We start from the raw sequence: 18,717 nt of genomic DNA, 5'->3' as shown, positions 1-18,717 counted from the left end.
TGCCGCTGCTAATGAATCGCTTATTTATACGCCCATTATTGCTAGCTTCGTCGGTACTCTTTTTGGATCAACTGACCAAATGGTGGGCATTAAGCCATTTGCAGTACGGTACTCCTGAAGTGGTCTTACCATTTTTAAACTGGTTATTGTTATTTAATCCTGGGGCTGCTTTCTCATTCTTAGCCCAGGGTTCAGGCTGGCAGCGCTGGTTTTTTACACTCCTCGGTCTAGGTGCGTCGGTTTATATCCTGTATCTTTTGCGCAAAAATCAAAATGACTCAATACTCACTTGGGCTCTTAGCCTGATCTTGGGGGGAGCCCTTGGCAACGTCTTGGATCGCATTCTTTACGGGGCGGTAGTAGACTTTATTGACGTTCATTATGGCAATTGGCACTGGCCAGCCTTCAACATCGCTGATAGCGCTATTAGCGTTGGGGCTGCGCTGATTATTTTGATTGAAGTGCGCAAGTCATTTGGCAAATCGCCTCAACCCGATTAATCTAGCCGTATGCAATCACTCTTAAATAAGAAACTCGTCCTTGGCATTTCTGGGGGCATTGCTGCCTATAAATCAGCTGAGCTAGCGCGCTTATTCATTCAAGAGGGTGCCAGCGTACAAGTCGTTATGACCGAAGCTGCCCAGCAATTTGTGACACCCGTGACGATGCAGGCCCTCACAGGTCATCCGGTCTACACGAGTCAGTGGGATAAGAGCATTGCTAACAATATGGCGCATATCGAGCTCTCTAGAGCCGCCGATGCCATACTGATTGCCCCTGCCAGCGCTGACATGATGGCAAAACTATCCTTAGGTTTGGCTGACGATTTATTAACGACCCTCTGCCTCGCTAGAGATTGCCCCTTAATGCTGGCTCCTGCCATGAATAAGCAGATGTGGGACCATGCTGCCACCCAAAGAAGTGTGCAACGCTTAACTTCCGACGGAGTTGCCTTGCTGGGCCCTGCTAGTGGTTTTCAGGCGTGTGGAGAAATTGGTCTTGGCCGCATGCTAGAGCCGGCAGAAATTCTGGAGCAGGTGATTGCCTTTTTTCAGAAGAAAATATTAGCTGGAAAGCGCGTTTTAATTACTGCTGGACCTACCTACGAGGCAATCGATCCAGTGCGCGGAATTACCAACCTTAGCTCCGGAAAAATGGGCTTTGCCATTGCCCGTGCAGCTCTAGAGGCGGGCGCACAGGTTCATTTGATAGCAGGTCCATGTGATTTACCCACCCCCCTTGAGGCAACTGGAAACATTATCCGCACCAATGTCGTGAGTGCGCAAGAAATGCATGCTGCTGCTTTGGGTGCAACCGATTGCGATATCTTCTTTGCTGTAGCGGCAGTGGCTGATTGGGGTATTGCCAAGCCCGCTAAAGAAAAAATAAAACGCCAAGGCACTAAAGCCCCAACACTGGAATTTGTGGCTAATCCAGATATTTTGTTTGATGTGGCCAAAACCGCCAAAGTAAAGTCTGGCAAACCTCATCCCTATTGCGTTGGCTTTGCTGCTGAATCGGACAACCTTGCAAATTATGCCGATGAGAAGCGCCAGCGTAAGGGCATTCCAATGATCGTTGGCAACATTGGTCCCGATACCTTTGGAAGCGATCTCAATCAATTACTCGTCATTGATGAACGCGGTAGCAAGAAATTTGCGCAGGCGCAAAAGCTTGAACTAGCACGCCAGCTGATTCAGCTGGTAGCTAAAAAAATATAAACTACATTCAAACTGTATTAGGAAAACGTGATGCAAGCACTTCAAGTCAAAATTCTCGATGAGCGTATGCGTGATCAGCTCCCTAGTTATGGCACCCCCGGTAGTGCAGGGCTGGATTTGCGCGCCTGTATTGATGAAGCCATCGAAATTGCCCCAGGCCAAACTATTCTGGTGCCTACCGGTCTGGCAATTTACGTTGAGGATCCCAGCTACGCGGCATTTATCCTGCCCCGCTCTGGTCTAGGCCACAAGCACGGTATTGTCTTGGGCAACTTAGTCGGCCTAATTGACTCCGACTATCAAGGTCAACTCATGGTGAGCACGTGGAATCGAGGCAGCACTTCCTTTAGGCTTGAACCGATGGAACGCTTGGCTCAGCTAGTGGTTATGCCAGTGCAACAAGTTGAGCTTAAAGTCGTCGAAGAATTTACTGAGAGCAGCCGGGGTGCCGGAGGATTTGGGAGCACCGGCAGGGCATGAGATCAATAAAAAACCAGCCGAGGCTGGTTTTTTATTTCCCTTCTATACGCCTTAAAAATTAGATTTCCTCAGCTGGAGCGACATCAATTTTCTTCACGTCGCTGGCCGGTGGAACTCCATGAAAATCCAACTTCACCTTGCCATCAGAATCAATGTCTACAGCAACCGATCCACCTTGCGCTAACTTACCAAACAGCAATTCATCAGCTAAAGCTTTACGAACCGTATCTTGAATAATGCGTTGCATTGGTCTAGCGCCCATCAGCGGATCAAAGCCATGTTTTGCTAGATGCGCGCGTAAGGCAGTGCTGAAGGTGGCGTCGACTTTCTTCTCATGTAACTGCTCTTCAAGTTGCATGAGGAACTTATCGACCACCCGCATGATGATGGTTTCATCCAAGGCTTTGAACGAGACAATCGCATCCAAACGATTGCGGAACTCAGGAGTAAAGAACTTCTTAATATCCGCCATTTCATCGCCAGACTCACGAACATTGGTGAAGCCCATAGTGGACTTCTGCATGGCTTCAGCACCCGCATTCGTAGTCATGATAATGATGACATTCCGGAAATCAGTCTTACGGCCATTGTTGTCCGTCAAGGTGCCATGATCCATTACCTGCAAGAGAATATTGAAGATATCTGGATGCGCTTTTTCAATTTCGTCGAGCAAAAGAACGCAATGCGGTTTCTTGTTAACGGCCTCAGTAAGCAAGCCCCCTTGATCAAAGCCAACATAGCCGGGAGGCGCCCCAATTAAACGGCTCACGGCATGACGCTCCATATACTCAGACATATCAAAACGCAAAAGCTCGATTCCCAAAATATAAGCCAACTGCTTAGCTACTTCGGTCTTACCAACACCAGTAGGGCCTGAGAATAAGAACGAGCCAATTGGGCGGTCAATTTTGCCAAGCCCTGCACGCGTCATCTTAATGGCGCTAGCCAAGGCTTCAATAGCGGGATCTTGACCAAAGACAACGCTCTTAATATCGCGATCCAAAGTTTGCAATTTGCTGCGGTCGTCCACCGTAACTGATTGGGGCGGTATACGCGCAATTTTTGCCACAATCTCTTCGATCTCTGGACGTCCAATGGTTTTCTTCTGTTTAGACTTGGGCAGAATGCGTTGCGCAGCACCCGCTTCATCGATGACATCAATCGCTTTATCAGGCAAATGGCGATCGTTAATGTATCTTGCCGACAATTCAGCGGCGGCGACTAAAGCAGCGGCCGCATACTTCACACTGTGGTGCTCTTCAAAGCGGGATTTTAGGCCGCGCAGAATTTGCACGGTCTGGTCAACAGTAGGCTCAACAACGTCGATCTTTTGGAAACGGCGTGACAGCGCCGCATCTTTTTCGAAGATACCGCGATACTCCGTAAACGTTGTTGCTCCAATACATTTCAGTTGACCATTGGATAAGGCGGGTTTAAGTAAGTTGCTCGCATCCAAAGTTCCACCCGATGCAGCGCCTGCGCCAATCAAGGTATGGATTTCATCAATGAATAACACGCCATGGGCATGGTCTTTTAACGACTTCAAAACACTCTTTAAGCGCTGCTCAAAGTCGCCTCGATATTTTGTACCCGCAAGTAAGGCGCCCATATCTAAAGAGTAGACGGTAGCATCGGCCAAAATTTCAGGAACATCTCCTTTGACGATACGCCAAGCAAGTCCCTCAGCAATCGCGGTTTTACCCACTCCAGCTTCACCGACCAGCAATGGATTGTTCTTACGGCGACGACAAAGCACCTGAATGACACGTTCTACCTCGCCGTCTCGGCCAATCAATGGATCAATCTTGCCCTGTTTAGCCAACACATTAAGATTCTGGGTGTATTGCTCAAGAGGACTCTCTTTACCACCAGCCGCCGCTTCTTCGGTCTCTTGCGCTGGGTCTACAGGCTTGACCTGCTCAGCTTGGTCCTTACGAACACCGTGACTAATAAAGTTCACTACATCTAAACGCGTAACGCCTTGTTGTTGCAAGAAATACACTGCGTGCGAATCTTTTTCGCCAAAAATTGCCACGAGCACATTTGCGCCCGTAACCTCTTTCTTACCATTGGATGTCGATTGCACATGCATGATGGCGCGTTGAATTACCCGCTGAAAGCCCAATGTAGGCTGCGTATCCACTTCCTCATTACCGGGGACTACCGGGGTGTTGTCGTTGATGAAGTTTTTAAGCTGAGTGCGTAGCTCGGCAATATTGACCGCACATGCCTTAAGCACTTCGACAGCCGTTGCGTTATCTAACAAGGCGGAGAGCAAATGCTCTACCGTAATGAATTCATGACGCGCGGCTCTTGCGTCAACAAAGGCCATATGTAAACTTACTTCTAATTCCTGGGCAATCATACTTCCTCCATAGTGCACTGTAGTGGATGACCCGCTTGGCGGGAAAGCTCGATAACTTGATGCACTTTTGTTGAAGCCACATCGCGCGTGAATATTCCGCACACTCCTTTACCAACCAAATGAACTTGCAACATGATTCTTGTTGCGGTCTCTTGGTCCTTATTAAAATACTCTTGAATCACCATAACAACAAACTCCATTGGGGTGTAATCATCATTTAATAACAAAACCTTGTGCATCGAAGGCGCCTTAGTTTTCTCGGCCTGCTTCTCGAGAAGAATGGTGTCTTCAATTTGGGGGTTATTTGGATTACCGACTAAGGGGGGTTTAATTGCGCGACTCATGCTAAACATTCTAAACACAGATAAGTAAACTTGGTTTTTGGGGTCTTGTTGTGAAAAACCATCAACTAAGGGCTATCCATCCTATATTGGGGCAATTTTCCATAAAAAAAGGGTTCTTTAGGGTATCTATCGGTATGCGACCCCTTGACACCTAGCAATAAACGGCTAACAATGAAGTGATAGGTCTTTCTTAAGGCCTATATTTAGGCGTGTTGTAGAGCGAGACTGATTAAAAAGTATTCACCCTCATCACGGTTGTTTTAAGTTTATGTAATGGAGTTCGCATGGCGACCGGAATTGTAAAGTGGTTCAATGATGCAAAAGGTTTTGGCTTTATCAAACCTGATGATGGTGAAGAAGAGTTGTTTGCGCATTTCAGCGCAATTACAATGCCTGGGTTCAAAACCCTCAAAGAAAACCAAAAGGTAACGTTTGATATTACCCAAGGTCCTAAGGGCAAACAAGCTACCAATATCCAAGGTGCTTGATCGATACTAGATCATCGTAAAAAACCCAGGATTTGTTCCTGGGTTTTTTTTCGTCTGCAATTTCGCCTTATCTTAGAATCAATGTCGACTCTTTAAAGTCTCACTTTTAATCTTTACTAATTTTCTTCGCCACTATGCCTTCAGCAAACTTTAAATATTGCACTTTTTTCATTGCCGCAATCCTCGGTCTATTTTCCAGTTTGGCAATTGCCCAGCAAAATAGTGGGCTTCCTACCATCGAGCTAAAGACCGGAATTTACCGCATTCAAGCCGAGTTAGCTGACACACCGAAGGCTCGCGAAGTGGGCCTCATGAATCGAACAACCATGCCCGTGAATTCAGGGATGTTATTTGTCTTTGAGCAAAAAGCTGGCCATTGCTTTTGGATGAATAACACCAAGATTCCATTATCGATTGCCTTTATTGCTGACGATGGCAAGATAGTTAATGTTGATGAAATGCAGTCAGAGACCACTACCAATCACTGTCCTCAAGCCCCAATCCGCTTTGCCTTAGAGATGAATAAACGGTGGTTCTCCGAGCGCGTGATCGTACCTGGGATGATTATTCAAGGCTTGCCTAGGAAATAAAAAACCACCCGAAGGTGGTTTAGTAACTACTAAGTTGCCAAGGTTTACTCGAAGTGGCAAACGTAATGCACAGGTAATTCAGCGCGAATAATAAAGTATCCGCCTTTTTCTACTTCCCAACTTTGCCCTGCATTAAATTCCTGCTCAGGGGCTCCATTGATGCTAACGAAGGCATTTCCATCAACCACTTCCATGATCTCTTTGGTGCTGAGATCGAATCTTAAGGTGCTGGGCAACACCACGCCAACAGATTTACGGGTGCCGTCAGGCAAAGTCACAGTATGAGAAATGCACTTACCGTCAAAAAATACATTGGCTTTTTTGCCTACAGATACGTTATCAAATTGCATGTGTTGTCTTTCTGTTAAATAGATTATTTAGCGCGCTTGCGTCTGGCTGTTTCCGCAATGCGCATACGCAGGGCATTGAGCTTAATGAATCCGCCAGCATCAGCTTGGTTGTACGCGCCGCCATCATCATCGAAGGTTGCGATGTTTTGATCGAACAAGGTGTTTGCTGAGTCGCGAGAAATTACTGCGACTGATCCCTTGTAAAGCTTCAAACGCACCGTACCATTTACTGCTTGCTGTGTATGGTCAATTAAGGTTTGTAATGCCACGCGCTCAGGGGCCCACCAGTAGCCGTTGTAAATCAGGCTGGCATAGCGGGGCATCAAGTCATCTTTTAAATGCGCCACTTCACGATCTAAGGTAATACTCTCAATGCCGCGATGTGCTTTAAGCAAAATGGTGCCGCCTGGCGTTTCGTAACAGCCACGGCTTTTCATACCAACGAAGCGATTTTCTACTAAGTCTAAACGGCCGATGCCATGCATGCCACCGATACGATTGAGCTCAGCCAAGAGCTCATGCGGTTTATAGGCTTTGCCATTGATCGCTACAGGATCACCAGCGCGAAATTCAATTTCAATAATTTCCGGGGTATTTGGAGCTTGTTCGGGTGCAACGGTCCAACGCCACATAGACTCTTCGGCTTCTGCGTTGGGATTTTCTAAATGACGGCCTTCATAGCTAATGTGCAACAGATTGGCATCCATTGAGTAGGGTGATCCACCCTGCTTATGCTTCATCTCCACTGGGATGCCGTGCTTTTCAGCGTAGGCCATTAATTTTTCGCGGGAGAGCAAATCCCATTCACGCCAAGGGGCAATCACTTTAATTCCAGGCTCTAAGGCGTAATAACCTAATTCAAAACGGACTTGGTCATTGCCTTTGCCAGTTGCACCGTGCGAGACAGAATCAGCACCAGTAAGGCGAGCAATTTCAATTTGGCGCTTGGCGATCAGAGGCCGTGCAATGGAGGTGCCTAAAAGATATTCACCTTCGTAAATCGTATTGGCGCGAAACATCGGAAATACAAAATCACGCACAAACTCTTCGCGTAAATCATCGATATAAATATTCTCTGGCTTGATGCCAAACTGCAGCGCTTTGGCCCGGGCTGGCTCAAGTTCCTCACCCTGACCAAGGTCAGCGGTAAAGGTGACGATGTCACATTGGTAAGTATCTTGTAACCACTTCAGAATGACGCTAGTGTCAAGGCCGCCAGAATACGCTAGTACTACTTTATTGATATCAGACATAGTTTCTATTTAGTTAAAGATGCAATCAAACAAATTAATCTATTCGCCCACACAGCAGGTATTCCATTAAGGCTTTTTGGACGTGTAAGCGGTTTTCGGCCTCATCCCACACAATGCTTTGCGGGCCATCTATTACCCCAGCAGAAACCTCTTCGCCGCGGTGCGCTGGTAAGCAATGCATAAAAAGGGCATTGGGCTTAGCTAATGCCATCAACTCCTCAGACACCATCCAATCCTTAAAGGCAGTCATGCGAGAAGCATTTTCAGCTTCGTAACCCATACTGGTCCACACGTCAGTTGAAACCAAGTCGGCGTCTTTGCAAGCGGCTTTAGGGTCAGCGTAAATCGTCAAATGGTTTAAGGCTGCGGGCGATAAGCGCGCGTTGTCTAACTGATAACCTTCGGGAGCGGAAAAGTGCAGCTGGAAGTCTAAAGTTTCAGCGGCTTGTATCCAGGTATAGGCCATATTATTGGCATCCCCAACCCAAGCCACCGTCTTACCCTGTATGGGTCCGCGTGCCTCAACAAAGGTAAAGATATCTGCCAGCACCTGGCAGGGGTGGTACTCATTAGTGAGGCCATTAATTACGGGAACTCGTGAATGGGCCGCAAAGCGCTCAATAATCTCCTGTCCAAACGTGCGGATCATGATAATGTCGGTCATCCGTGAGATGACCTGCGCAGCATCTTCCACTGGCTCGCCACGCCCCAGTTGGGTATCTCTGGTGTTTAGATAAACTGCATGGCCGCCCAGCTGGTGTATGCCCGCTTCAAACGAGAGACGCGTCCGAGTGGAATGCTTTTCAAAGATCATCGCTAAAGTGCGATCGTGTAGTGGATGCCAAGTTTCATAGCGCTTGAACTGGTTCTTAAGCCATACGGACCTGTTCAGAAGATAGTCATATTCTTCACGAGTGAGGTCGGCAAACTCTAAGTAATGCTTAATCTGGCCTGGCACCTGAGGCTTTGCTAAAGACGTCATAGTTCGTTTTTTTCGAAAGTGTTAGCCTGCATGTCTGTTTGCGCCATTCAATGCATGAGATTGAAACTAATATTCATATTAGGGCCTTCCTACGCTGTTAAGCTTAGTAATTATTCTCTAATACCGCGATTTTTTACAACCACTTGAACCATAAAACACTTTTCATTCAAGGTGTTACCACTTCTGGCAAGACCTTCAGGCCCAGCGATTGGTCTGAGCGTCTATGTGGAGTAATGTCCTCATTTCGACCATCAGATGATGATGGTGACCCCCGCTTTACCTACTCGCCCTATGTTAGACCAGTACTCATTGCTAATGTGAAATGCGTTGTTGTCGATACTAGATTAGGGGATCTTGATCCGCGGGCACTGGACTTTGTGATGAACTTCGCCAAAGATAACCAGCTCGCTATCGAAGAAGCGTGTGAGTATGACCCCAAACCACTTACCTAGATCTACAAACAAAAACCCGCTCTAAGGAGCGGGCTTAAGCGGTTTAATGAATAACCCGCCTAAATCAAAAAAACGTCTTATGCTGCCATCGACTTAATTGCTGCTGACAGACGTGATTTCTGACGAGCTGCAGTATTTTTGTGAGCAATTTTTTTATCGGCAATTTTGTCGATAGTGGCTTGCGTAGCTGCGAAAACTTTAGCGGCTGCATCCTTGTCGCCAGTTTCAATCGCCTTACGTACCGCCTTAATGGAGGTGCGGAGCTTTGAACGCAAACTGGAGTTGTGCTCGTTTTGTTTTACTGCCTGCCGTGCGCGTTTACGCGCTTGTGCGGTATTGGCCATCTTTAAACCTTGTTCTATAAATTAACAAAATACGATTAAATAAAAATCTGCGTGAGAACGCCACAGAAGTGTTTCGACTCACCAAAACACAAGATTTTACATTAAAGGACCGAAAAAGCCCAGTCGCTTGATAAATAGGGGAAAATTAGCCCATGAACCTGCTTTCTGCTGCCGCCAAGATTAGCGCCCTAACCATGCTCTCCCGTATTACGGGCTTACTGCGGGAAACCTTAATTGCCCGTAGTTTTGGTGCTTCTGAGTGGACTGATGCCTTTAACGTCGCCTTTCGAATCCCTAATCTGTTGAGGCGACTCTTCGCTGAAGGGGCCTTTTCCCAGGCTTTTGTGCCCATTTTGGGAGAAATTTCCACTACCGGTAACCACAAACAGTCCCAAATCCTCATTAATGCGGTCGCCACCCTCTTATTTTGGGCTTTATTACTGACAGTACTCCTAGGCATTATCGGCGCGCCCCTGCTTATTCTGGTGATTGCCACAGGTTTTAAGGGTGGACCTGCCTACGACGCCAGCGTGGTGATGACACGGATCATGTTTCCCTATATTGGCTTGATTTCGATGGTTTCCCTCTCGGCGGGGATTCTAAATACTTTCCAGCGCTTTGCTTTGCCCGCGTTTACCCCGGTTTTACTCAATTTAGCCTTGATCGTAAGCGCCATCTTTTTAGCGCCCCATCTAGATCAACCTATTTATGCGCTTAGTGTTGGTGTGCTCGTAGGCGGGGTATTGCAGCTAGTGATTCAAATTCCGGTACTGGCACGCTTAGGCTACCTACCTAAAGTTGGCCTATTACCTGGCGCCATCAAATCAGCAATTCATAATCCTGATGCGAGACGGGTCATGCGTCTCATGGGTCCTGCGGTTTTTGCTGTTTCAGTAGCGCAAATTTCCCTCATTATTAATACCAATATCGCTTCACGACTACCTGCCGGGAGCGTTTCTTGGTTAGCGTACGCAGATCGACTCATGGAATTTCCGACGGCGCTATTGGGGGTAGCGCTTGGGACCGTTCTACTTCCCAGCCTCAGCAAAGCCAATGCTAAAAATGATTTGGTGCATGCGGGAGAGCTCTTGATTTGGGGTTTGCAACTGACATTCTTGCTTGCCGCGCCTTGCGCCATAGCGCTATTTATCTTTGGCGAACCTCTTGCGGCCGTGCTCTACCACTATGGCAAATTTACCGCGCTAGATGTATTGATGACACAGCGTGCATTAGCCGCCTATGGCGTTGGTTTGGTTGGCTTGATTCTGGTCAAAATTTTGGCGCCCGGCTTTTATTCAAGACAAGATATTCGTACGCCTGTCAAAATTGGTTTATTTGTATTAGTAGCTACGCAATTAGCCAATCTTATTTTTGTGCCTTGGCTAGGGCACGCTGGACTCGCTCTATCTATTGGAGTCGGGGCCTGCCTAAATGCAGCTTTACTTTGGATCGGGTTACACCAGCGCGGTGCACTACCCAATGCCGCTTGGGCAAAATATTTAGGGCAGCTTTTTTTAGCCCTAATTCCCTTTTCACTTCTTCTGTTTTATGCGGCTAGTGCCTCTGACTGGATTGCATTGCAAGCGACGCCTTGGCTGCGCATTGGCCTTTTAGCCGCTTGGCTGGGTGCGGGCGCAATAATTTACTTTTCCGCCCTTTATTTAGTTGGAATTCGCTGGCAAAAATTTCTGCGTCATGCAAAATAGTCAGTATGCCAACACAACAACTTGATTACTTTACCTCCCTAGTAGCTGAGGATGACCACTTCCCCTTAACTGAGGCGGCAATCGCTGTCGCCCAGCATGCTTACCCTAGCTTAGATGTGCAAGGTGTACTAGATCGAATAGATCAATTAAGCAATAAGTTGAAGGAGCGGATCACGCCAGACACTTCGCCAATGCAGCGCCTGCAAATGCTGAGGCACTTCTTTTATACCGAATTGGGATTTGGGCCTAATCAGAATGATTTTTATGACCCCGACAACTCCTACCTTCATCAAATGCTGGAAAATCGTCGCGGTATACCAATCTCCTTAGCGATACTCATGATGGAATTGGGGCAACAAATCAATCTGCCAATTCGTGGCGTCTCCTTTCCGAACCACTTTATGATGCGGATCTCTTTACAACAGGGTGAAATCATTATGGATCCCCTGACTGGTGAGTCGCTCTCCAAAAATCAATTACAGGAAATGCTTGATCCCTACCTCGATGCTAAAGGCTATCGTGGTGAACTGAGTCTGCCGCTGAACATTTTCTTGCGAGCCTCGAGCCCACGTGAAATTCTTTCGCGCTTTATGAGAAATTTGAAAATGATTTACTCGGAGCACGAGCGTTGGGATCGTCTGCTAGGGGTGCAGGAACGCTTGGTGATATTGCTCCCCAATTCATTTGAAGAGATTCGTGATCGCGGCTTGATCTTCGCTCAACTGGAATATGTACGCCCCGCTATCGCCGATATGTTGCAGTATCTTAAAGAGGTGCCGGGGGCAGAAGACGCTGCTGAAATTCGTGAGCATATCGCCACTCTAGAAAGTCAAACCAAGCTCCACTAAATCGACTGCACTTGGTGGGTAAATTACTTCTGCTTGCCTCGGATGACCTTGTATAAGCCAGCCAAAACGATTGGCAGCGCTGCCGCACCAACTCCCACCAAAACAATCACATTCAGGTTTTGGCGAATCAACGGCATATTGCCAAAAAAGTATCCAGCGGTCACCAAGCCAAAGACCCACAGCGCAGCGCCCGTGATGTTAAAGAATTGAAAGCGAGAAAAATTCATCTCAGAGATACCCGCCACAAATGGAGCAAAGGTACGAATGATTGGCAAGAAGCGGGCTGCAATAATTGTTTTGCCGCCATGTCTTTCGTAAAAAGCGTGAGTTTTACGTAGTCCTGCTTGATCAATCCAGCGAGATTGACTCGCGAAAATTCGTACTCCGATCCAACGCCCAATGAAATAATTTAAGGTATTACCAGCGACAGCGGCAATTAACAACCCGATACATAGAGTCCAAAAATTAAACTGCTCAGTTGCACAATATGCGCCCGCAATAAACAGCAACGAATCACCGGGCAAGAAAGGTGCAACCACCAATCCTGTCTCAGCAAAGACGATTGCAAATAACAAACCGTAAGCCCAATAACCATATTGTTGAATCACAACATCGAGATGGTGATCAAGGTGTAATAGAAGATCACCGAATTGCGTCAGGGTATCAATCAACTGAGACTCCATTTGTAAGTTGCAAAGATATTAACAGGCTCAATACCAAGGTTTGAAACTTTTGCTTCTTATAATGAGAGGATGCATTCAGAATCCTCGCAAGGGCTAACCGATCTCCTTAACAGTCCTCCAATCCTCTGCATTGTGGGGCCTACAGGGGCGGGTAAAACCCAACTTGCTATGTTAGTGGCTGAGCACGCTAAATCCCTTGGCACGATAGTAGAATTAATTAGCATGGACTCCGCGCTCGTTTACCGCGGGTTAGATATTGGGAGTGCCAAACCGAGTTCCGCCGAACAAAACGCGGTCAAACATCATTTAATAGACATCTTAGAGCCGCATGAAAGCTTCTCCGCCGCGCGCTTTGCTATTGATGCCAATCGTCTCTGCGCTGAAATTCGGGCTCGGGGCCATATCCCCGTAGTCGTTGGAGGCACCATGCTGTATTGGCGCGCCTGGGTACACGGTCTATCTTCTTTGCCCCCAGCTAACCCACAGATTCGTGCGCGCTTAGACGATGAAGGAAAAAAAGTGGGTTGGCCTGCGATGCATACCCTGTTGGCCCAAGTCGACCCCATCACGGCTGAACGCTTGATGCCTAATGACTCCCAGCGTGTGCAACGCGCCCTAGAAGTCTATGAAATCACTGGCAAACCGATGTCGAGTTTATTCGCAGCCTCGCCTAGCGCAGATGGCAGAGAGGGCTCAGCGATTCCCGAGTGGATTAATTTGGTTTCATTAGAACCAAATGATCGCGCAAGATTACATCTGCAACTAGAGAATCGCTTTGATGAAATGCTATCTGGTGGCTTGCTTGAAGAAGTAGAAAAGCTGCGCACTAATACCAAGCTCAACGCCGATTTGCCCGCAATTCGGGCGGTTGGGTACCGGCAAGTATGGGAGTATCTCGCAGGCGATACCAACCTGGAACAGATGCGTTACAAGGCCTTAGCTGCAACCCGTCAGTTAGGCAAAAGACAGTTAACTTGGCTCAGAGCAATCGCTGGTCGCAATATCTTCGACCCCTTTGACCCTTCTGAATTACAAGCTGCATTAGAACATTGCAAGCTGTGCCTGCAGGAGCAGGTCGCAGCACTTAAATGACGATGGTTTGAGGAGCTCCTTCGGGACGCTCAACAACCTCACCCACTGTCCAAGCGCTCAATCCCTCAGCCTTCAAGAGTTGGGCAGTAGCCTCAGCCTGATCAGCAGCAACAATCACTACCATACCAATGCCGCAGTTAAAGACGCGAATCATTTCTGCGTAAGCAACTCCGCCCTTCATTTGCAGCCAACGAAATAGCTCTGGCATTTCCCAGCTATCACGGTGCAATACGGCCTGAATATTTTCAGGAAGTACCCGAGGCACGTTGTCCACTAAACCACCGCCCGTAATGTGCGCCATGCCCTTAACCGAAATTTGAGAAATTAATTTCAGGATCGGTTTGACATAAATTTCTGTGGGTGCCATCACAACGTCGCCAAGGGGACGACCGCCCAGGTCATCGCTGGGCTTAGCGCCAGCACGCTCAATGACTTTTCGCACCAAAGAGTAGCCATTGGAGTGAGCACCACTAGAGCCAATCGCCACCACTACATCACCTGGAACAATCGATGCGCCATTGATGATTTGGGACTTCTCTACCGCACCCACCGCAAATCCCGCTAAATCGTATTCACCAGGGGGATACATGCCGGGCATTTCTGCTGTCTCGCCACCAATTAAGGCGCAACCCGCCAACTCACAACCTCGGGCAATACCGCTAATTACCGTAGCCGCGGTATCGACACTCAATTTGCCACAAGCAAAATAATCCAAGAAGAACAGGGGTTCGGCACCCTGCACCAAAATGTCATTCACACTCATTGCCACTAGATCTTGGCCGATCGTATCGTGGCGATTCCACTCAAAAGCCAATCTGAGCTTGGTTCCCACTCCGTCAGTACCCGAGACCAGAACTGGCTCTTTGAAACGCTTAGGCACCTCAAAAAGAGCTCCAAACCCCCCAATTCCTGCTAAAACCCCCTCACGCATGGTTTTCTTAGCTAATGGCTTAATGCGGTCGACTAGATCGTCACCAGCGTCAATATCGACGCCCGCGTCGCGATAGGAGAGTCCTGAGGAAGGGGGATTAATGGATGAGGTCATGGAAAATTTCGAAGATTAGTAAAAGTAATGCTGGATCAGTAGAATCATTGAATTCTAGAGGATCACAGAGAAATGACCGAAATTTTTACTCCTTTTCTATTTGCCTTCATTCTGGCTTACGTCTTACGCCCTTTTTGCGTATGGCTTGAGAGGCGTCGCCTACCCCCTGAGGCGGCAGCGGTAATTGCCATGGTTATTGGGTTGGGCGTTTTTTTTGGCATCCTAAGCCTCTTTATTGGCCTTCTCAAAACGGAGATTCCGCTCTTTAAAACTCAATTACCCATCTGGATTGAAACAATCCAAACTTGGTTAGGGCCTCAATTAGAGCAATTTCACCTCCACTTAGACTGGGAAACGCTCAAGACAGGCGCAACTGAAAAAATTACTGAGCACATTAATGACAATGCCGACTCTTTATTCTCATCCGCTTTCGATACCGTATTGCAATCAGGTAACTCCATTCTCGGAGTCTTCGCAAATTCAGTAGTGATTCTGTTCGCGATGTTTTACTTACTGATTGAGTGGGATGTATTTTTTCGATTGGTAAAAACTTTGGCGCCCCTACGTGCTCAAGCAACATTGCAACGGTTAGCGCTACAAACGGATGATCTCCTCTCGCAATATCTGCGCGGGGAATTAATTGTGATCTCGATCATGTCCGTTTTTTATGGTGTTGGTATGATTCTGGTGGGCATTAAAGGAGGGGTTGCCATCGGGGTGTTTACGGCAATCATGATCTTGGTTCCTTACATCGGTATTGCGTTAGGTTTCTCTTTAGCTTTTTTGGCTGCGATCCTGCAGTTTGGTTTTGACATTCACATAGTAGGCGTTTTGATTGTGTATGGCCTTGGACAGTTAATTGAAGGCTTTTACTTAACGCCCCAATTGGTCGGAGGGCGAATTGGTATTCACCCGGTTGCACTCATCTTCGCCCTATTATTATTTGGTAAGCTGTTTGGCTTCTTTGGAGTGTTACTTGCACTTCCTTTCAGCGCCATTAGTTTGGTTCTAATTAAGTACTCATGGTCGTGCTATACCCAAAGCGTCTGGTATAAAAAATAATCATCAGGTATGAATGAATAACTCCTTGCTTCCGAGGCAACTTGCGCTCGACTTGACTTGCACACCCAAAGCGAGTTTAGACAATTTCCTGCCTGGTAATGACCGAGCTTTGCACGGCACACTGCAAACCTTAGTGAGCAACTGGACAATGCCTAAAGATGCCAGCGCTGCAGATAATCCCCTAAATCAACGCTGCTTTTACTGGTGGGGTCCGGAAGGGTCCGGCCGCTCTCATCTTTTGAACGCATTGACTAATGCAGCTGCAGAAGCCGGTCTTGAGCACTATGCTTTGACACCTGCCGAGACGAACTCGTGGGAAGATTTGGAACAGAGTTTGGCGACTCTAAGCTCAAACAAAATGAGTGCCATCATTACGATTGATGATGTTGATGGCATCAGCGAAGCACAAGTAGCGTCACTATTTCGTATTTTCAATGTGGTGGTGGCCAGTCAAAATCTCCATCTTTTTATCGCTGGCAATGCCGCTCCTAGCGCCTTGCAATTACGAGAAGATGTCCGCACAAGATTGGGCTGGGGCTTAGTCTTTCAAACCCATCTTTTAGAAGATGATGAGAAAATACAAGCGCTTGAGCACGCGGCGCTAGCGCGTGGCCTGATGCTCTCTCCGGATGTTTTACCTTGGCTACTTAACCGCTTTCATCGTGATATGCCCAATTTAATGGCTTTAATCGATGCTTTAGATGCCTATTCACTAGAAACCAAGCGGGCAGTAACCTTACCGCTGGTGCGTGAGCTTTTACAACCCAAATAAAATACATTTAATGACCCAATTAGCACTTTTTGATCTTGATCAAACCCTCCTACCCTGCGACAGTGATTATGAGTGGGGGCAATTTTTGGCTCGAATTGGGGTGGTTGATGGCCAATTTTATGCCGAACAAAATGCCCGTTTTTATCAAGAATATAAAGATGGCAAGCTCAATATTGATGAGTTCTTACGCTTTGCTTTAAAACCTCTTTCAGAGCATTCTCGCGCTCAACTCAAAGAGTGGCATGATGCATTTATGAAAGAAGTGATAACAGGACAAATACGCCCCCAAGCCTTAGATCTAGTTAAACGCCACCAAGATGCAGGTGACCTTTGCTGCGTAGTGACGGCTACCAATAGTTTTGTCACGCGACCCATTGTCGAGAGTTTTGGCATAGTCCACTTGGTAGCGACTGAACCCGCAACCCTGGGAAATGATCCTTTTGCCGACTTTACTGGCGAAGTTACGGGCCTACCTAGTTTTCGCGAAGGAAAAATAGCTCGGGTGAATGATTGGTTGCAGACACAAAATCTGTCCTTGGAGCAGCTTTCTTGTAGTTATTTTTACTCTGACTCAATGAACGACCTATCGCTACTAGAAAAGGTAAGTAATCCGATTGCCACCAATCCTGATCCGCAACTCCGCGCCGAAGCGGTTAAGCGTCGTTGGCCCATTTTGGAACTATTTGCATGATCGCTAAGTTGATACATCGAATTTTGCGTCGGGACCCCATGGCGCGCCATGGTCAGGCTCACAATCTCCATGCTCCCAAGCGCATCCTCAAAAAGGCGCACAGAATCAATCCGGAATTACTTTCCAAAAATGCTGTCAAGGTAACGCAAACCCTACAGCAGGCAGGCTACGAAGCCTTTATCGTGGGGGGTGCGGTGCGCGATTTAGCCTTGGGTATTAGCCCAAAAGATTTCGATGTCGCAACTAATGCCACCCCCGAGCAAGTACAAAAACTCTTTCGCAAAGCCCGCCTCATCGGCCGTCGCTTTCAAATTGTTCACGTGACCTTTTTTGGCAAAGGCGCTCCTGAAATTATCGAAGTGTCTACATTTAGGGCCCTGCTTGAAAATGCTGGTGAGCATCTAGCCGAAACTGGCCGCATTCTGCGCGATAATGTTTGGGGCACTCAACATGAAGATGCGGCGCGGCGCGATTTCAGTATTAATGCCATGTATTACGACCCCGCTTCAGAAACGGTGCTTGACTATCACGGTGGCATGGCCGACATGCAAAAAAAGGTTTTAAGAATGATCGGTGATCCAAGCAAGCGGTATCGTGAGGATCCAATACGCATGTTACGAGCCATTCGTTTTGCCGCTAAAACGGGGTTTGCTTTGGATGCCGCGACACAAGAGCCTATCGCCCAACTAGGTCAATTAATTCATGATGTACCTACGGCACGTCTTTTTGATGAAATGCTCAAGCTGCTGATGTCAGGCTATTCCTGGTCGGCAATTCAAGGTTTGAGAAATGCTGGTCTTCACCACGGTGTCCTGCCTCTACTAGACCATATTTTAGATAGCCATTCCGACTCTAAAGCAGCGAATGACTTTGTTCGAATAGCGCTCTCTAATACGGATCAACGCATTCAGGCAGGTAAAAGTGTTTCGGCCGGCTTCCTATTTGCCAGCCTATTGTGGCCAGACCTCTTACTCAACTGGAAAAAGAATATGGCTAAGGGAATGGCTAATATTCCCGCTTTACAGGACGCGATGGATACCACAATTGCCACCCAAAGCAAGGGCATGGTCATTCAGCGCCGTTTTGAAAGTGATATGCGAGAAATCTGGGCAATGCAACCGCGTTTTGAAAGACGCGTGGGGCGCTACCCTTATCGCTTGATTGAGTCCCCCCGCTTTAGGGCAGGTTACGACTTTTTATTACTGCGCTGCGCCACAGGTGAGCAGATTCCTGCCTTAGGCGAGTGGTGGACCGACTTTATCGAATCTGATACTGCCGGGCAAGATGCCTTAATGGCCTCGATCAAAAATGACACTAGTATTCCGAGTTCGGCCCCGAAAAGACGGCGGCGCAGAAAAGCCAAAATAGTGACGCCCCCTGAAAGGGCATCGAGCTAAGCAGACTCGAGGAATATTCAGTAAAGTACGCAAATAGAGTTCTTTTTTTGAT

21 protein-coding genes are annotated in these 18,717 nt (G+C 47.5%); 13 read left to right on the top strand and 8 right to left on the bottom strand.

Going from position 1 to position 18,717, the window contains the following annotated elements:
* The first annotated feature begins 11 nt into the window (after window positions 1–11).
* Genes lspA through dut form a run of 3 tightly spaced genes read left to right on the top strand, consistent with a single transcriptional unit; the run spans window position 12 to window position 2,201 of the window.
* Complete coding sequence (lspA, locus tag CP950_RS01560) at window positions 12–500, top strand: signal peptidase II (RefSeq protein ID WP_096672098.1); 489 nt, start codon at window positions 12–14, stop codon at window positions 498–500.
* A 9-nt stretch (window positions 501–509) separates the two neighbouring features.
* Window positions 510–1,721 carry a bifunctional phosphopantothenoylcysteine decarboxylase/phosphopantothenate--cysteine ligase CoaBC gene (gene coaBC / locus CP950_RS01555; RefSeq protein WP_096672097.1) on the top strand — a complete coding sequence of 404 codons (1,212 nt, stop codon included), beginning with the start codon at window positions 510–512 and terminating at the stop codon, window positions 1,719–1,721.
* A gap of 30 nt (window positions 1,722–1,751) precedes the next feature.
* On the top strand, window positions 1,752–2,201 hold the full coding sequence (gene dut / locus CP950_RS01550) for a dUTP diphosphatase (protein WP_096672096.1): 450 nt from the start codon (window positions 1,752–1,754) through the stop codon (window positions 2,199–2,201).
* A 58-nt stretch (window positions 2,202–2,259) separates the two neighbouring features.
* On the opposite strand, the gene clpA is transcribed toward dut, so the two are convergent.
* Together clpA and clpS are read right to left on the bottom strand one after the other, a co-directional pair.
* Complete coding sequence (clpA, locus tag CP950_RS01545) at window positions 2,260–4,566, bottom strand: ATP-dependent Clp protease ATP-binding subunit ClpA (RefSeq protein WP_096672095.1); 2,307 nt, start codon at window positions 4,564–4,566, stop codon at window positions 2,260–2,262.
* Window positions 4,563–4,910: an ATP-dependent Clp protease adapter ClpS gene (clpS, locus tag CP950_RS01540; protein WP_243391879.1), complete on the bottom strand. Its 348-nt coding sequence runs from the start codon at window positions 4,908–4,910 to the stop codon at window positions 4,563–4,565. The genes clpA and clpS overlap by 4 nt, the downstream gene beginning before the upstream one ends.
* Window positions 4,911–5,194: 284 nt before the next feature.
* Between clpS and CP950_RS01535 the strand changes: the two genes are divergently transcribed.
* Together CP950_RS01535 and CP950_RS01530 are read left to right on the top strand one after the other, a co-directional pair.
* On the top strand, window positions 5,195–5,398 hold the full coding sequence (locus tag CP950_RS01535; protein ID WP_096672093.1) for a cold-shock protein: 204 nt from the start codon (window positions 5,195–5,197) through the stop codon (window positions 5,396–5,398).
* A gap of 134 nt (window positions 5,399–5,532) precedes the next feature.
* Complete coding sequence (locus tag CP950_RS01530; protein ID WP_096672092.1) at window positions 5,533–5,988, top strand: DUF192 domain-containing protein; 456 nt, start codon at window positions 5,533–5,535, stop codon at window positions 5,986–5,988.
* A gap of 44 nt (window positions 5,989–6,032) precedes the next feature.
* Here the strand turns inward: CP950_RS01530 and ppnP are convergent, their stop codons facing one another.
* Genes ppnP through argF form a run of 3 tightly spaced genes read right to left on the bottom strand, consistent with a single transcriptional unit; the run spans window position 6,033 to window position 8,573 of the window.
* A complete protein-coding gene (ppnP, locus tag CP950_RS01525; protein WP_096672091.1) occupies window positions 6,033–6,338 on the bottom strand; it encodes a pyrimidine/purine nucleoside phosphorylase in 306 nt (101 codons plus the stop codon).
* Window positions 6,339–6,361: 23 nt separating this feature from the next.
* Window positions 6,362–7,591, bottom strand: a complete 1,230-nt coding sequence (locus CP950_RS01520; RefSeq protein ID WP_096672090.1) for an argininosuccinate synthase — start codon at window positions 7,589–7,591, stop codon at window positions 6,362–6,364.
* A 34-nt stretch (window positions 7,592–7,625) separates the two neighbouring features.
* Complete coding sequence (gene argF, locus CP950_RS01515) at window positions 7,626–8,573, bottom strand: ornithine carbamoyltransferase (protein ID WP_096672089.1); 948 nt, start codon at window positions 8,571–8,573, stop codon at window positions 7,626–7,628.
* Window positions 8,574–8,716: 143 nt separating this feature from the next.
* On the opposite strand from argF, the gene CP950_RS01510 reads away from it, so the two are divergent.
* On the top strand, window positions 8,717–9,025 hold the full coding sequence (locus CP950_RS01510; protein ID WP_096672088.1) for a DUF3579 domain-containing protein: 309 nt from the start codon (window positions 8,717–8,719) through the stop codon (window positions 9,023–9,025).
* 77 nt (window positions 9,026–9,102) lie between these two features.
* Here the strand turns inward: CP950_RS01510 and rpsT are convergent, their stop codons facing one another.
* On the bottom strand, window positions 9,103–9,369 hold the full coding sequence (gene rpsT, locus CP950_RS01505; RefSeq protein WP_096672087.1) for a 30S ribosomal protein S20: 267 nt from the start codon (window positions 9,367–9,369) through the stop codon (window positions 9,103–9,105).
* A gap of 152 nt (window positions 9,370–9,521) precedes the next feature.
* Here rpsT and murJ point away from each other — a divergent pair, with 152 nt between their 5' ends.
* Together murJ and CP950_RS01495 are read left to right on the top strand one after the other, a co-directional pair.
* Window positions 9,522–11,075: a murein biosynthesis integral membrane protein MurJ gene (gene murJ, locus CP950_RS01500; RefSeq protein ID WP_096672086.1), complete on the top strand. Its 1,554-nt coding sequence runs from the start codon at window positions 9,522–9,524 to the stop codon at window positions 11,073–11,075.
* 5 nt (window positions 11,076–11,080) lie between these two features.
* On the top strand, window positions 11,081–11,923 hold the full coding sequence (locus tag CP950_RS01495) for a SirB1 family protein (protein WP_096672085.1): 843 nt from the start codon (window positions 11,081–11,083) through the stop codon (window positions 11,921–11,923).
* A gap of 23 nt (window positions 11,924–11,946) precedes the next feature.
* On the opposite strand, the gene CP950_RS01490 is transcribed toward CP950_RS01495, so the two are convergent.
* Window positions 11,947–12,591, bottom strand: coding sequence for a VTT domain-containing protein (locus CP950_RS01490; protein ID WP_165766401.1), 645 nt, complete (start codon window positions 12,589–12,591; stop codon window positions 11,947–11,949).
* A gap of 84 nt (window positions 12,592–12,675) precedes the next feature.
* Between CP950_RS01490 and miaA the strand changes: the two genes are divergently transcribed.
* Complete coding sequence (miaA, locus tag CP950_RS01485; protein ID WP_096672083.1) at window positions 12,676–13,698, top strand: tRNA (adenosine(37)-N6)-dimethylallyltransferase MiaA; 1,023 nt, start codon at window positions 12,676–12,678, stop codon at window positions 13,696–13,698.
* Here the strand turns inward: miaA and purM are convergent.
* Entirely contained in the window at window positions 13,691–14,743 is a 1,053-nt protein-coding gene (purM, locus tag CP950_RS01480; protein WP_096672082.1) for a phosphoribosylformylglycinamidine cyclo-ligase, read from the bottom strand. The genes miaA and purM overlap by 8 nt on opposite strands.
* Window positions 14,744–14,815: 72 nt before the next feature.
* Between purM and CP950_RS01475 the strand changes: the two genes are divergently transcribed.
* From CP950_RS01475 to pcnB, 4 genes are read left to right on the top strand one after another with little or no spacing between them, the layout of a single operon-like run.
* Window positions 14,816–15,805: an AI-2E family transporter gene (locus CP950_RS01475; RefSeq protein WP_096672081.1), complete on the top strand. Its 990-nt coding sequence runs from the start codon at window positions 14,816–14,818 to the stop codon at window positions 15,803–15,805.
* A gap of 13 nt (window positions 15,806–15,818) precedes the next feature.
* The gene (gene hda / locus CP950_RS01470) at window positions 15,819–16,577 is read left to right on the top strand and encodes a DnaA regulatory inactivator Hda (RefSeq protein WP_096672080.1); all 759 of its coding nucleotides are present in this window, start codon (window positions 15,819–15,821) and stop codon (window positions 16,575–16,577) included.
* A 10-nt stretch (window positions 16,578–16,587) separates the two neighbouring features.
* Complete coding sequence (locus tag CP950_RS01465; protein ID WP_096672079.1) at window positions 16,588–17,268, top strand: histidinol-phosphatase; 681 nt, start codon at window positions 16,588–16,590, stop codon at window positions 17,266–17,268.
* Complete coding sequence (gene pcnB, locus CP950_RS01460; RefSeq protein WP_096672078.1) at window positions 17,265–18,665, top strand: polynucleotide adenylyltransferase PcnB; 1,401 nt, start codon at window positions 17,265–17,267, stop codon at window positions 18,663–18,665. The genes CP950_RS01465 and pcnB overlap by 4 nt, the downstream gene beginning before the upstream one ends.
* The last annotated feature ends 52 nt before the right edge of the window (window positions 18,666–18,717 follow it).

The sequence above is a fragment of the Polynucleobacter meluiroseus genome, from assembly GCF_900205755.1.
GTDB classification, from domain to species: Bacteria; Pseudomonadota; Gammaproteobacteria; order Burkholderiales; family Burkholderiaceae; genus Polynucleobacter; species Polynucleobacter meluiroseus.
This window is presented reverse-complemented; position numbering and strand designations above follow the sequence as displayed.